This window comes from Geminocystis sp. M7585_C2015_104, assembly GCA_015295805.1.
Taxonomy (GTDB): Bacteria; Cyanobacteriota; Cyanobacteriia; order Cyanobacteriales; family Cyanobacteriaceae; genus DVEF01.
On sequence record DVEF01000028.1, the window covers coordinates 1 to 12,953 of the forward strand.

Sequence of the window (12,953 nt, forward strand, 5' to 3'; positions counted from 1 at the left end):
CATACCCATCGAACCAGGGCAACTGGTAGCACTAGTGGGAGGCAGTGGTGCAGGCAAATCCACCCTGTTACGCACTCTTCTGGGTATCCAGCCAATTACTAGTGGGGTGGTATATCTTAACGGCGAAGACTTGACCACCAATTTTAACCTATACCGGCACCAGATTGGCTATGTGCCCCAGACGGACATTGTACACCGTGATTTGCGGGTAGAGGAGGTATTACGTTATGCCGCCAAGCTGAGGCTACCCCCCGATGCAGATGTGGATGCCATTGTCGAAAAAACCCTGGCCGATATTGAAATGTTGGAAAGAAGGGATGTGTTGGTGAAAAACCTCAGTGGTGGCCAGTTAAAACGGGTGTCCATCGGTGTGGAATTACTAGTCAACCCTAAACTCTTCTTTTTGGATGAGCCTACCTCTGGGTTAGATCCTGGTTTGGACAAGAAAATGATGCTACTATTACGCAAACTCGCTGACCAGGGACGCACTATTATAATTGTAACTCATGCTACCACAAATATTAAGCTGTGTGATCGAATTGTATTCTTGGGCAGGGGAGGCAATCTCTGTTTCTACGGCAGTTACGAAGAAGCCAGGGAATTTTTTGGGCTGGAAGACAACAAGGATTTTGCTGATGTATACCTAGAGTTGGATAGCCCAGAGGCAGTAAAACAAACGGCAGAAAGATACCAACAGTCACCCCACTATGCCAAAAACATCGCCCAGAAACTCTCTGCACTCCCAGAAACCCGTTGCCAAAAGCCCAAGCCCAGGGCAATCAAAGCCGGTTTTTGGCGTCAACTGGTCCATCTGTGTCAACGCTCCCTACAACTAGTATTACGAGATCGCAGTAATCTAATCATATCCCTCTTAACCGCACCCATCGGCATTTTACTCATCCGTCTTGCCACCAGAGACATACAGCCTTTCCTCCCAGGAAAAGAAGGAGATGCCACTGTGGCTACCTTGGCTCAGACGGTTGTTTTTGTATTCACCTGTGCTGCTATTTGGGTGGGGTTAGCCTCTTCCCTTCAGGAAATAGTCAAAGAAAATGATATATACAGCAGGGAGAGGCTAGTGAATCTCAATCTCCTCTCCTATCTCGGCTCAAAAATCACTATCCTCTCCGCCTTGGCAGGCTTACAAACCCTGTTGATGGTGGTGGTTACCCTTGTTGCTTTCTCTCCCCCTAAACCCGAAATGATTTCCTGGTGGTTGGGGTTGACTGTTACTACCTTTTTGAGTATAGTTGCCTCCATCTGCCTCGGCTTAATGGTATCTGCCTTAGTCAAAAACACCACCCAGGCTAATAGTGCCCTCCCCTTGTTACTTTTACCACAAATTATCTTCTCTGGGGTATTGTTTGAGGCGAAGGGGATAGTAGAATATGTCTCCTGGCTTATGGCTAGTCGCTGGTCTGTAGGCGCTTATGGTTCACTTGTAGATATAAACAGTCTTATTCCCCCTCCCGTAAGACTCCCTAGCGGCGAAGAAGTAGCTACCCCTTTTACAGAAAAATACATGTATACCCCAACCTGGGAGAATCTCACCGCTAACTGGGAGATGTTATTGGTACATTGTGGCATTTATCTGGTAATTACCTATCTAGCCCAAAGGAGAAAGGATATTATATAGTAAGAGATGAAAAAAAAGCCCTCTGGCAGGGACTAGAATCTGCAGACAACTGGACGTATACTGAGCCTGTAGCCCAATTTGAACAACTATAACAACAGTTATTTCACTCGTCAGGGGGAGGGCAAAACTGGATTAGCGGTGGAGACAACTGGGGATTCTGCCCATGAACGCCCCGTGTATTTGTTTGAAATACTGGTTTCCATGAACAGGACACCGTACTATGCAATAAGCTCGTGGTATTTACGGTCATGGAACCCCCATCACAGTGTTAGGACACTATAGGAATATCCCCATACACGGTATCCAGGGTGGGGGTGTGGGAAAGATAGTCCTGCCATTGGGAGGTGTTACCTATTAGAATCAACTGAGGGGAATTATGCCCACCATAGGCTTTAATAGATTCTATCTCCAGACAAAATGGGCCAGGGCGGAAAAAGGGATTATATTTGCCGTCGTATTCAAATTTACTCAACATCAACTGGAAGGAATAGACTTGGCTAGAAAGGAAATCCCCCGCCGAGGCAACTGTTTTGGCACGAAAAACTGGTATTAGTTTTCTGAAAGGGATGTCTACGTCTATCCAACTGTTGGCTTGACTATCAAAAGAATAGCAATAACCTATCCCATCCCATTTGCCTTCACAACGGAGGATAAACTTGTATCGTTGTCCGTCTCCTCGTATTCTTAACCTAATCCCCTCATAACCAGACAAATCCCAGGGGGGATTCAAATTCTTACTTCTAACAGAGGCAAAACCGCCATTATTTTCTGTAGACACCTCCCCCGTAAAAACAGCAACACCATCTTTCCATGTTAGCCTACTACTACTAATCCCCCCCATCACTATATCATCCACCGCACCCCATTGATTTATAGCACTCTGGTTGTGAAAGTCAAACAAGAGGATTTCTCCCTTCTGCAGGGTTTTTTCCACTAAGCTAATAAATTTGTCTATCCCCCTTTGTGGTAGGCAAATAATTCTACTAACCCTTTCCAAGATACTAGGATTTAGAGAATCTCCTTCCAAATTAACATTAATTACCTCTATATTCTCCCGAGAAAAATCCACATCCGGCAACGAATTAGATGTATTTAAAACCCTCAGGGGTATCCCTTTTTCCCTCAATGAAGATAAGGTTTCCCTCCCCTGTACACTGCCATCATAACAAACCAGCGTTAAACCCATAACCGTTTTCCTAAATGTAATACTATCCTGGGAAGGGTTAAATAACTGATTGAGACAATTAGCAAAGGGAATTACCTCGAAAAAACTAAGAGTATCCCAAAGACGTTTTAATTGCATTTTTCCACCTCCTATTAGTCTCTTATCTCACTGTTATACTCACCCCTACCCGATTTCCCGAATAGGGGCATTATAGATAAAATAATTGGAGCTAGGTGCGACAGGTAAAACACTGACGAAGACGTTGTTTGAGAGAATCTAGGGGAATCTTGTCAAGAATTTCGGCGGCAAAGGCATCAATCAACAAATGACGCGCCATCTCTTCACTCAAGCCACGACTGCGAAGATAGAATACCTCCTCCGCCTCTAGTTGACTAACAGTAGCCCCATGGGTACACTTTACATTATCTGCAGTTATCTGTAATTCCGGCTTGGTGTTAATTTTCCCCCCAGGTGAGAGTAACAAATTCCGATTCAACTGGGAGGCATTAGTCAACTGTGCCCTTTTTGGCACTCTTATTTTACCATTGAAAACCCCAGTGGCCTTGTGGTCAATGATGTACTTATGCAACTGATTTACCAACCCATGAGGGTAGTCTAAATTCACCTCACTGTGGGTATCTCCCAACTGTTTCCCCTGCAATAGGGTTAAACCATAGAGGAAAGTCTCTGTTTTTTCCCCTCGTTGGTAGACTTTAAGATTGTGGCGATATAGTTTTCCTCCAAGACTGACCTCGTTAAGGGTATAATGGCTATGTTCAAACTGGTATACCACCGTCTTGGCTATATGAAAACCATCCCCCGACTCCATTTGGATGCGAGTATGATTGATTCTGGCATTACCCTTTAGATAAATTTCCGTTACAGCATTGTTGAAATAATAACACTTCCCTGTGGCAGTGTAGGAACAACTAGGATTACTAATATTACTGATGACTCCATAGCATTCTATCAGTTCACAAACAGAATTTTCCTCCACCACCACTAAAATTCGCGGTTGACTCCACCGGGGGAGGGTGTCTGTTACAGTAATATGTAGGAGATGAAGGGGAAGTGAAACAGTCTGATTTGCTTTTACCCACACCACTAAGGCATCTACTAAACCTGCGGAATTCAAGGCAGCAAATATATCCCCCTCTTCAGACTCCTCTTTTGCTAAATAAGAGGCAATGTTGTTAATTTCCTCTTCCCTTAAACCACCTAAATTACCAAGATAGGCTACATCTGTTGCAATGGCAGAAACATCAGACAATGGAGGCTGGTAATAGCCATTTTCCAATACCAAACGGGAATGGTTAGTGGGGGGTAAAATAAACTCCGCCAACACCTCTGGGTTTAATTGGCTGGGGATGGCATAATGCCAATTGTGTTGGTATAAGTCACTCAAATCAGTAAAACGCCACTCCTCGTCTTTTTTGGTGGGTAGATGTAATGCCGCTACTCGTCTCCCACCCCGCCTTCTGGTTTCTGCCACTAGTTGTCTTAAATTTCCCTGCCACCAAAGGGGTTGATTTTCTGCCTGTTGTAGTAATCTCCCTATATAAGTCTCCCCGTCTATGGTGACGTCGCGGTTTTCCCTGTTTAAGATTATCATCTCCTGTCACTCCATACTATACAAAAATAGTCTAGAAACCTAAACAAAATAGAAAACAACAAAAAAGAGAGGGTGAAATCTAAGTCTAGTAACCCTAGTAAGTCTAAGTCTAATAAGTCTAAGACGGTTTGAGATATTTTCTCTAACCCTCCCCATCCTGTCAAACTATAGTGGATTAAACCGTAGTTAATTCTTCTTCTTCATCCAAAAAGTCATAACCCTTGGCTTCCAATTCCAATGCCAGATTCTTATCCCCACTCATCACAATTTTTCCCCTAGACATAACATGCACCACATCGGGGACAATATAGTTCAATAGTCTCTGATAGTGGGTAATCAGCAGAAGGGCATTATCAGGTTTACGTAATTGATTTACCCCCCCTGCGACTATTCTTAGGGCGTCAATGTCCAAACCGGAGTCTATTTCGTCTAGAATAGCTAAAGTGGGCTCTAATAGTGCCATTTGTAGGATTTCATTGCGTTTCTTTTCGCCTCCGGAGAAACCTTCATTGACACTCCTTTCCAGGAAGGAAGCATCCATGGAAACCAACTCTAGTTTTTCCCTCACCAAGTCTTCAAAGTCAAAGGCATCTAACTCCTCTAACCCGAGATGCTTGCGACGGTTGTTATAGGCTACCCGCAGAAAATCTAAATTACTTACCCCCGGGATTTCTATGGGGTATTGGAAGGCTAAAAATATCCCCGCTAGTGCCCTTTCTTCTGGAGTCTTTTCTAGTAGATTTTCCCCTAGATATATAATCTCCCCCTCTGTCACCTCATAGTCGGGGTGTCCTGTGATGACCTTAGAAAGGGTACTTTTTCCAGAACCATTGCGCCCCATTATAGCATGCACTTCCCCCGCCTTTATCTTTAGGTTTACCCCCCTGAGAATCTCCACTCCCTCTACTGCCGCCTTTAGATTCCTTATTTCTAGTATCGTGTTACTCATTTCTCTATCCTGTGTTCTCTTTTAGCTTTTGGTTAGATACTATTTTAGGACACTTTAGCAACAATTTTGTTGTTAAACCCTACAGGGGATAAAAATTATCAGAGAATTGTAGCAGGGGGAGGAGTCCACAAGCCGATTTCAAACAAATCCCTACTGCCGGTAATAACCTGTCCCAAAAACAACAACAGGGCGATACAATTGAGGATGACATGGAGATTACGCCATCGCAGGGATTTATCTTGGTAGATTTCCTCTATAATCGCCACAGAGAAAATCATTAATAGGCAGACAGCTACCCCGTAATAGTAATGGGAGATATACCACTGGTTGGTGCGTCTAAAAACCCCCTCCTGACTGCCTAAAATTATCACTCCCATCCCCGCCAGAGTGGCAAAAACCCCTCGCCATATTCTCCCCCTCGCCTTTAATAGAAATATCTGGGAGGCGATGGTGAATATAAACATCAAAATCAAAAAAATAAACAGGAATATATTCGTCTGCCACAAACTATTTTTGATAATATTCTTAGTTATAATCGGCTGCGCTAATCCCGCCAACGTAACAAAAACAACTCCACTAGCCAGATACTTCCCAAGATTTACGTGATTTCGCGCCACGATGCTGGGTATATAACTATCCCCCCTCTTTCTTATTTGCAGTCTTCTTTGTCTTGTCTCCCAGGCAAAATATGATACTATTCCCAAAAGAGGAAACACTCCCGCTACTGCTAGTATCGGGTGAATTAAAAGACTAAATTGTTCCAAAGTCATAAAGTTTTCTAGTAATTTTTCTCCCCTACTGATGGAGATTATAACTCTACTTTTCCCCCGGAGCCTCATTCTCGCGGGAGAAAAAAGCCTGTCAACTAGACAACAATGTCATACAGTCATGGGGGTTTAATTCTATCTCAAAAACGTCAATAAGAGAGAATATCACTCTAAGTTTACCCCGGTAAACCATGGAAGAGGAAAACACCCCTTTTTAAAAAAGTATGTCTTATTTGAAAGACCCCCGAATTACCAGTTGTCTAGGGAATTACTTGAGAGGCAAAACACTTTCCGATAACCAAAAGCCACTGAGTAAAATTACCCCTGATTAGTACCTATTTTTATGAAGTTTTGTTTAGTAAATATTTGTAAATAAAAAGGAGGAAGGAGTGACAGAAGACGGAAACTGGAAAAAAGAAATGGCCATTGACACGAGCTGGAAAAAGTGATACCATGAAACTAGCCTATTGGATGTATGCAGGTCCCGCTCACATCGGCACCCTGAGGATAGCAAGTTCTTTTAAAAGGGTCCATGCTATCATGCATGCGCCCCTGGGGGATGACTACTTTAACGTAATGCGTTCAATGTTAGAGCGGGAAAAGAATTTTACCCCTGTTACTGCTAGTATAGTGGACAGGAATGTATTGGCAAGGGGGTCACAGGAAAAAGTAGTAGACAACATCATAAGGAAAGACAAAGAAGAAAAACCCGACTTGATAATACTTACACCCACCTGCACTTCTAGTATTCTACAAGAGGATTTGGCCAATTTTGTGGAAAGGGCAAGACTAAACACTGACAGTGACGTGCTGTTGGCAGACGTCAACCATTATCGCGTCAATGAATTACAGGCAGCAGAGCGCACCCTCAAGCAAGTGGTACAATTTTACCTAGAAAAGGCGGAAAGGAAGGGAGATATAGTCACAGAAAAAACACCAAACCCCTCTGTCAACATCATCGGCATCTCAACCCTAGGTTTTCATAACCAGCACGATGGTAGGGAATTGCAAAAATTAATGACAGACTTGGGCATTACCGTCAACTCGATTGTACCACAGGGGGCATCAGTACATGAGCTGAAAAAAATGCCTAGTGCCTGGTTTAATCTTATCCCCTATCGGGAATTAGGACTAGCCACTGCCACTTATTTGCAGGAAAAATGGGGCATGCCCTATGTGGATATTACCCCCATGGGAGTTTTGGAAACAGCCCGTTGTATTCGCAAAATACAAGAAGTACTAAATCAACAGGGAGCAAATGTAAACTATGAGGATTATATCACCCATCAGACTCTAAATGTCTCCCAGGCAGTGTGGTTTTCTCGTAGCATCGACTGTCAAAACCTCACTGGGAAAAAGGCTGTAGTCTTCGGCGACAACACCCATGCTGCCGCCATGACTAAAATCCTGACTCGGGAGATGGGGGTCCATGTAGTTTTAGCTGGCACTTACTGTAAATACGACCGAGACTGGTTTTGTCAACAGGTGGAAGGCCTTTGTGACCGAGTTTTGGTTACTGAAGACTACACAGAGGTTGCAGACGCCATTGCCGAAATCGAACCAGAGGCGATTTTTGGAACACAAATGGAGCGTCATGTAGCTAAACGTTTGAATATACCCTGTGGTGTGATTTCTGCGCCTATTCATATCCAGAATTTCCCCATAGGTTATCGCCCCTTCCTGGGGTATGAGGGGAGTAATCAGATTGCTGACCTGGTTTATAATTCCTTTACCCTTGGAATGGAGGACCATCTTTTAGAAATATTTGGCGGTCATGATACCAAAGAAGTGCTAACCAAGTCAATATCTGCCCAGTCAGATTTAAACTGGAGTGAGGAGGCCCTAAGGGAATTAGAAAAAATTCCCGGCTTTGTGCGTGGCAGGGTGAAGAGGAATACAGAGAAATTTGCTAGGGAAAGGGGGATTACTCGGATTACCCTGGAGGTTATGTATGCCGCCAAGGAAGCATTGGGGGCATGATTTAATCCCTTTTTTATTCTCATTTACTTTTATTTTCCCAAGCCGGGTGTGAGAATAAAGCATCAATAAATCTCACCCCTCTCAACTGATTAGACAATGGCAAATGTCCTGGGGGGGCGCTCAAATCCCATATAAATTCACCGGGATATTTTGTCCATTTGTTCCCTTTTTTCCACTTCAATTTTACCCAGAGTTGATTGTAATCCTTACCCAAACTTAACCAGATTTGTCTTTGAATCTTATAGCCGAACTTTCCCTCCGAATAAACATACCAGAGAGTATCGATTGTTTTTAAATCTGCCACGGGAAACTTCTTAACCTCCGTAAAGTAAACCCATTTTCTTCTTACCGCCCCTTCCCCTGCTAATTCGCACAATTTTTCCCTTGTCAGACTGTCAGCTTCTTGGTATTTCCTTTCTACCAATAATTGTTGCAATTCTCTGTATTCTATGTTTTTTTCTGACACCAATTCCACTAAGCCTTCGGGAAATTTATCCCTCAAAAACCTATCATTCTCCTCTGTGTTGCTGTTTCTTAAAACCTGGTATATTTTGCCTCTTATTGGAGAAACATCAGCGGTGGATACCAGAAAATCTCTCAGAAACTGGTAGCCTTTTTCCCCCTTGGTTATTATTTCGTCCACTAGCAATAGTTGGTTTTTCTCCGAGGCTTTTTCAAATTTATCTTTAATATTATCTAGCTCATCCATTGTTTTTTCCCAAAGAGAGTTTAAAAGATACTATGGGTTTGGAGTGGCAAGAAGAGTTATGATAAAAAAAACACACCTCAGCCGGGGATGTGGGTTGTAAGATTGTCTAGCGGCTTTGCTGTCCTGTCAAACACCTACTATTCTACCATCTGAACACTCAAAAGGAAATGGTAAAAAAAAGAAAAACTTTGGTAGACATAAAGTAAAAGTATTGCGCAAACACTACCAACAAGAGTATTAATGACATTAACAATCTCATTAGTCAACCAGTAAAACTTTTGTTGAAAAGTAGCGCCAATAATACTTTCTATACTGGTAGCAACAAAAGCAGAGACGACACATATAACCACACCAGTGGCATCGATAAGATTAACAAACCACCCTAAGAGGGAGATAGCCACACTAGCTACAATGCCTGCTATAGTGCCTTCCAAACTTATAGCACCTTCTGTCCCTTTTGGCACAGGTTGAAAAGTGGTAATCAGAAAGGTGCGACTTCCATATACTTTACCAAACTCACTAGCACAAGTGTCCGAAAATTTAGTAGCAAAACTAGCCGTATATGCTAGGAGAAAAAGAGATTTTGCCTGGGGAAAAAAGACAGAAGCCAAGGCACAAAGAAAGGCAACAAAGGCGCTTCCCCATACATTTTCTGCCCCTCTTTTCCCCCCCCTTTTTTCTGCTATCCCGGCGGCAATTTTTTCCTCCAACCCCAATTTAGTTATAGCGGACCCTAGGATAAAATAGAACAACACGATAACATAACCCCGCCATTGTAGACAACCCCAAATCACTACCCCCAACGCCCAAGCATTAAGATAACCGAAAACCGTTAGCAATTTTTGGGGAAGGATTAATGCCAGCAATAACAGGAGGGTGTTGACTACAACCGCCGTAAGCCAGGAATTAGATAAAATTAAAGCAACAATTTCCATACTATACTACTTATGCCTTCCTTTGTTTTTCAGGGAAGACTTGGGGATAATGCATCTTTTCGGGGAGAATCTAAGAGGCAACAGGTAAGGAAATATAACCCAATTTTTCCAAACCCCGCAAAACCTTCTCCACACTTTCCTCCAGTGTTTCTATATCCGTGCGACATTCTATTTCCGGGTTTAGGGGGGGCTCATAGGGGTCATCTATGCCTGTAAACATTTTTATTTCACCTGCTCTAGCCTTTTTGTATAAACCCTTAACATCCCTTGCCTCACATACTTCCAGAGGAGCGTTAACATATACTTCAACAAAGTTACCGATTTTAGCACGAATTTCCTCCCTGATAGCGCGATAGGGTGAGATAGCGGAAACGATAACAATCACACCATTGCGAGTGAGAAGATGAGCAACAAAACCAATACGTCTAATGTTCTCATCCCTGTCCTCTTTAGTATATCCTAATCCCTTGGTGAGATGGGTGCGCACTACGTCTCCGTCTAATACTTCTACCTTATAACCTTGTGCCCTTAATCTAGCCTCTACCTCTCTACTAATAGTAGTCTTGCCAGCACCACTTAAACCCGTAAACCAGATAGTGACTCCCTTATGTTCCATATTAACTAGATCTTGTTCTCCTTTGCTACTATTGACATGTATTGTACAAAAGGCTGACTTTTTAAACAACCAAAGGCAAACAACAATAAGCCAGTTTGATTACCGCTATTGTGGGATAAAAAGGGCGCCAGACAGTAAAACAGTGGGGAGAGGGAGAGGGAAACAAACCACTAGTTGGCTAGTCACCAACCAGTCACCACTCACTGGTGATTATACGGCGGCAAAGAAAGAAACCAAGAGAGAGAAAAGATGAATGGGTTTTTTGTATGCCTAAGAATTTCAATAGAGAATTGGGAAACTTTTTATCTTCCAAACCTACTCCACTCACTGGGCAAAAAAACGATAGTATGTTGTTGGGAGGGATTTACAAAAGACTTTTTAGGAAAGTCAAATCCAACTGACAAGCTAGGGAGTGATAATCATTCGTCTGCCATTAATTCCCCCTGTTACCCCTCTAGGAGTATCAGAGTTGGTTACTATATAGACACAGACTTTGGTAGTGGAATCAATGGGGGGAGGGATTGATGGTTTTAGCCAGACTGGCTAGCATTTTTTACTCTGAATTTAAAACAAAGCGGGAAAACAAGGCATAAAGTCGGCAATACTACCCCCAGTTAGGCGGAGCTGTTTATTATGCCCCGTTAACCCCGTAATGCCCCAAAATTAACTGCACGCCACAGAAACCACCACGCCGCTGGCTAACTCCCCGCCGACACACTGCCTCCAGGGAGGCGTCACACGGCTCAAACCCCTGAATTTGAAATAAGCTAGGAAAACAGAATGGGCCGAGGTGGATTCGAACCACCGTAGGCAGAGCCAGCGGATTTACAGTCCGCCCCCATTAACCACTCGGGCATCGACCCTTGAGTTCCCACAACCCCATATTATAACAGAGAGAGGGGGTAAAAGGCAAGGATTTTTTGATGAATTGGGGGCTAGCTTGGTTAACTAACCCCGCTGTTGTCTCTAAAGGGATGTGGTGAGGGAGGGGGAGGTAGACTGGTGAGCGGAGGTGATGGGGGATTTGAGGATATTGCTGCTAGCCACCGACTGGTTGGCAAGCTCCACCACAGGGTTGGAGAGGATGCCTAGAAGGGAGGTCGCCACAATAAGGAAAATCAGACTTACCTGGATTGGACGCATGCCGGTAAGATTCCAACGGATGGGTGGGTAGTTTCTTACCGCCTCCGACATTTCCTGAGGCTCTTTTACTACCATCATCTTCACAACTCGAATGTAGTAGTATATAGAGATTACACTAGTAATTAGACCGATGAAGACAAGGGAGTAGAGTCCAGCTTGCCATCCAGCCCAGAAGATATAGATTTTGCCGAAAAAGCCGGCAAGGGGAGGAATTCCGCCCAAAGACAGCAGGCAAAGGCTGAGTCCGAGGGTAAGGAGGGGATCTTTTTGATACAGTCCGGCATAGTCGCTAATTTTATCGGTGCCGGTGCGCAGGGAGAAGAGGATGACACAGGCGAAGGCCCCCAAATTCATGAACAGGTATAAGAATAGATAGAAGATGACGCTAGAATAGCCCGCTTCTGTGCCTGCTACTAGGCCAATCATAATAAAACCTGCCTGGCCGATGGAAGAGTAGGCCAACATCCGTTTCATACTGGTTTGGGCCAGGGCCACCACATTGCCCAGCACCATACTTAGAATGGCTAAGGCGGCGAAGATGAAATGCCACTGTTGTTCCAGAGGGGCAAACACGGTAACTAGCAATCTAACGGCAATGGCGAAACCGGCCGCCTTTGAGCCCACGGACAAGAACGCCACTACTGGTGTAGGCGAGCCCTCATACACATCCGGCGTCCATTGATGGAAGGGCACAGCGGAGATTTTAAAGGCGACCCCGGCTACCATGAACACAAGAGCGATGGCTAAGGCTAGGGATTCTATGCCTCCGGCTGCCGGCACAGTGGCCGCTATCTCATTGATATTTGTCTTCCCGCCAGATAAGCCGTAGAGGAGGGATGAACCATAGAGGAAAATGGCGGAACTTGCAGCCCCTATGAGAAGATATTTAAGGGCAGCTTCATTAGAGCGAACATCCCTTTTCATGTACCCTGTCATCAGGTAGGAGGAGATACTTAGCATTTCCAGGGAGACGAATATCATAACTAACTCCGATGCCCCCGACAACAACATACCCCCCAGGGTGGCAGTCAATAGGATGCCTACAAATTCCGCTAGGGATGTGCCCGTATTTTGGATGTAGGCAATGGACATCAGGATGGTAAGGGCTGTGGAAAGGGCGACAATGGCTCTAAATACTATGCTGAGGTTGTCCGCAGTAAAGGCCCCCAAGAAGGAATCTACATTGGCACTATTCCACTGGAGGGCAAGGGCTACCACGGAGGCCAATAGGCCCACCACTGAGAAATAGGCTAGCGGTACTGCTACTTTTCTGCCGCTTATTAGGTCTATAATTATTACCAATAATAGGGTGATTGTGACTATTATCTCGGGGAGGGTTGCCCCCACGTTGAGTTGGCTAGCTACTTGAGTAGAAAAATCCATATTCCCTTGCATAGGTTACTAATTCTTGATCAATATTAGCTGAAAAGCTGAAGATAAT

General features: G+C 44.1%; 11 protein-coding genes and 1 tRNA gene. 3 read left to right on the forward strand and 9 right to left on the reverse strand.

Annotation, left to right across the window (positions count from 1 at the left end):
* On the forward strand, window positions 1-1,636 hold a 1,636-nt coding region (locus IGQ44_03120), incomplete at its 5' end, for an ABC transporter ATP-binding protein/permease (GenBank protein ID HIK36968.1).
* A 268-nt stretch (window positions 1,637-1,904) separates the two neighbouring features.
* Here the strand turns inward: IGQ44_03120 and IGQ44_03125 are convergent.
* From IGQ44_03125 to IGQ44_03140, 4 genes are all read right to left on the reverse strand, one after another.
* The gene (locus IGQ44_03125; GenBank protein HIK36969.1) at window positions 1,905-2,939 is read right to left on the reverse strand and encodes a CIA30 family protein; all 1,035 of its coding nucleotides are present in this window, start codon (window positions 2,937-2,939) and stop codon (window positions 1,905-1,907) included.
* A gap of 91 nt (window positions 2,940-3,030) precedes the next feature.
* The gene (gene sufD, locus IGQ44_03130; GenBank protein HIK36970.1) at window positions 3,031-4,413 is read right to left on the reverse strand and encodes a Fe-S cluster assembly protein SufD; all 1,383 of its coding nucleotides are present in this window, start codon (window positions 4,411-4,413) and stop codon (window positions 3,031-3,033) included.
* Between the two features lie 175 nt (window positions 4,414-4,588).
* On the reverse strand, window positions 4,589-5,362 hold the full coding sequence (sufC, locus tag IGQ44_03135; GenBank protein HIK36971.1) for a Fe-S cluster assembly ATPase SufC: 774 nt from the start codon (window positions 5,360-5,362) through the stop codon (window positions 4,589-4,591).
* A gap of 98 nt (window positions 5,363-5,460) precedes the next feature.
* Complete coding sequence (locus tag IGQ44_03140) at window positions 5,461-6,132, reverse strand: DUF4079 domain-containing protein (protein ID HIK36972.1); 672 nt, start codon at window positions 6,130-6,132, stop codon at window positions 5,461-5,463.
* Window positions 6,133-6,582: 450 nt separating this feature from the next.
* Between IGQ44_03140 and IGQ44_03145 the strand changes: the two genes are divergently transcribed.
* The gene (locus tag IGQ44_03145; GenBank protein HIK36973.1) at window positions 6,583-8,109 is read left to right on the forward strand and encodes a ferredoxin:protochlorophyllide reductase (ATP-dependent) subunit B; all 1,527 of its coding nucleotides are present in this window, start codon (window positions 6,583-6,585) and stop codon (window positions 8,107-8,109) included.
* A gap of 19 nt (window positions 8,110-8,128) precedes the next feature.
* Here IGQ44_03145 and IGQ44_03150 read toward each other — a convergent pair whose 3' ends face one another.
* From IGQ44_03150 to cysC, 3 genes are all read right to left on the reverse strand, one after another.
* Window positions 8,129-8,818: a GUN4 N-terminal ARM-like repeat domain-containing protein gene (locus IGQ44_03150; GenBank protein ID HIK36974.1), complete on the reverse strand. Its 690-nt coding sequence runs from the start codon at window positions 8,816-8,818 to the stop codon at window positions 8,129-8,131.
* Between the two features lie 137 nt (window positions 8,819-8,955).
* Entirely contained in the window at window positions 8,956-9,753 is a 798-nt protein-coding gene (locus IGQ44_03155) for a TIGR00297 family protein (GenBank protein ID HIK36975.1), read from the reverse strand.
* Window positions 9,754-9,823: 70 nt separating this feature from the next.
* Complete coding sequence (cysC, locus tag IGQ44_03160) at window positions 9,824-10,369, reverse strand: adenylyl-sulfate kinase (protein ID HIK36976.1); 546 nt, start codon at window positions 10,367-10,369, stop codon at window positions 9,824-9,826.
* A 31-nt stretch (window positions 10,370-10,400) separates the two neighbouring features.
* Here cysC and IGQ44_03165 point away from each other — a divergent pair, with 31 nt between their 5' ends.
* Window positions 10,401-10,622: a hypothetical protein gene (locus IGQ44_03165; GenBank protein HIK36977.1), complete on the forward strand. Its 222-nt coding sequence runs from the start codon at window positions 10,401-10,403 to the stop codon at window positions 10,620-10,622.
* Window positions 10,623-11,150: 528 nt separating this feature from the next.
* On the opposite strand, the gene IGQ44_03170 is transcribed toward IGQ44_03165, so the two are convergent.
* Together IGQ44_03170 and IGQ44_03175 are read right to left on the reverse strand one after the other, a co-directional pair.
* Window positions 11,151-11,232: transfer RNA gene (locus tag IGQ44_03170), tRNA-Tyr, on the reverse strand.
* A 103-nt stretch (window positions 11,233-11,335) separates the two neighbouring features.
* Complete coding sequence (locus IGQ44_03175) at window positions 11,336-12,895, reverse strand: NAD(P)H-quinone oxidoreductase subunit N (protein HIK36978.1); 1,560 nt, start codon at window positions 12,893-12,895, stop codon at window positions 11,336-11,338.
* Window positions 12,896-12,953: the final 58 nt, after the last annotated feature.

What these genes read in the sequence shown, in the direction of transcription:
- IGQ44_03125 (HIK36969.1), bottom strand. Translation starts at nt 2,939, where the DNA reads ATGCAATTAAAACGTCTTTGGGATACTCTTAGTTTTTTCGAGGTAATT.
- IGQ44_03150 (HIK36974.1), bottom strand. Translation starts at nt 8,818, where the DNA reads ATGGATGAGCTAGATAATATTAAAGATAAATTTGAAAAAGCCTCGGAG.
- IGQ44_03140 (HIK36972.1), bottom strand. Translation starts at nt 6,132, where the DNA reads ATGACTTTGGAACAATTTAGTCTTTTAATTCACCCGATACTAGCAGTA.
- sufD (HIK36970.1), bottom strand. Translation starts at nt 4,413, where the DNA reads ATGATAATCTTAAACAGGGAAAACCGCGACGTCACCATAGACGGGGAG.
- sufC (HIK36971.1), bottom strand. Translation starts at nt 5,362, where the DNA reads ATGAGTAACACGATACTAGAAATAAGGAATCTAAAGGCGGCAGTAGAG.
- IGQ44_03175 (HIK36978.1), bottom strand. Translation starts at nt 12,895, where the DNA reads ATGGATTTTTCTACTCAAGTAGCTAGCCAACTCAACGTGGGGGCAACC.
- cysC (HIK36976.1), bottom strand. Translation starts at nt 10,369, where the DNA reads ATGGAACATAAGGGAGTCACTATCTGGTTTACGGGTTTAAGTGGTGCT.
- IGQ44_03155 (HIK36975.1), bottom strand. Translation starts at nt 9,753, where the DNA reads ATGGAAATTGTTGCTTTAATTTTATCTAATTCCTGGCTTACGGCGGTT.
- IGQ44_03145 (HIK36973.1), top strand. Translation starts at nt 6,583, where the DNA reads ATGAAACTAGCCTATTGGATGTATGCAGGTCCCGCTCACATCGGCACC.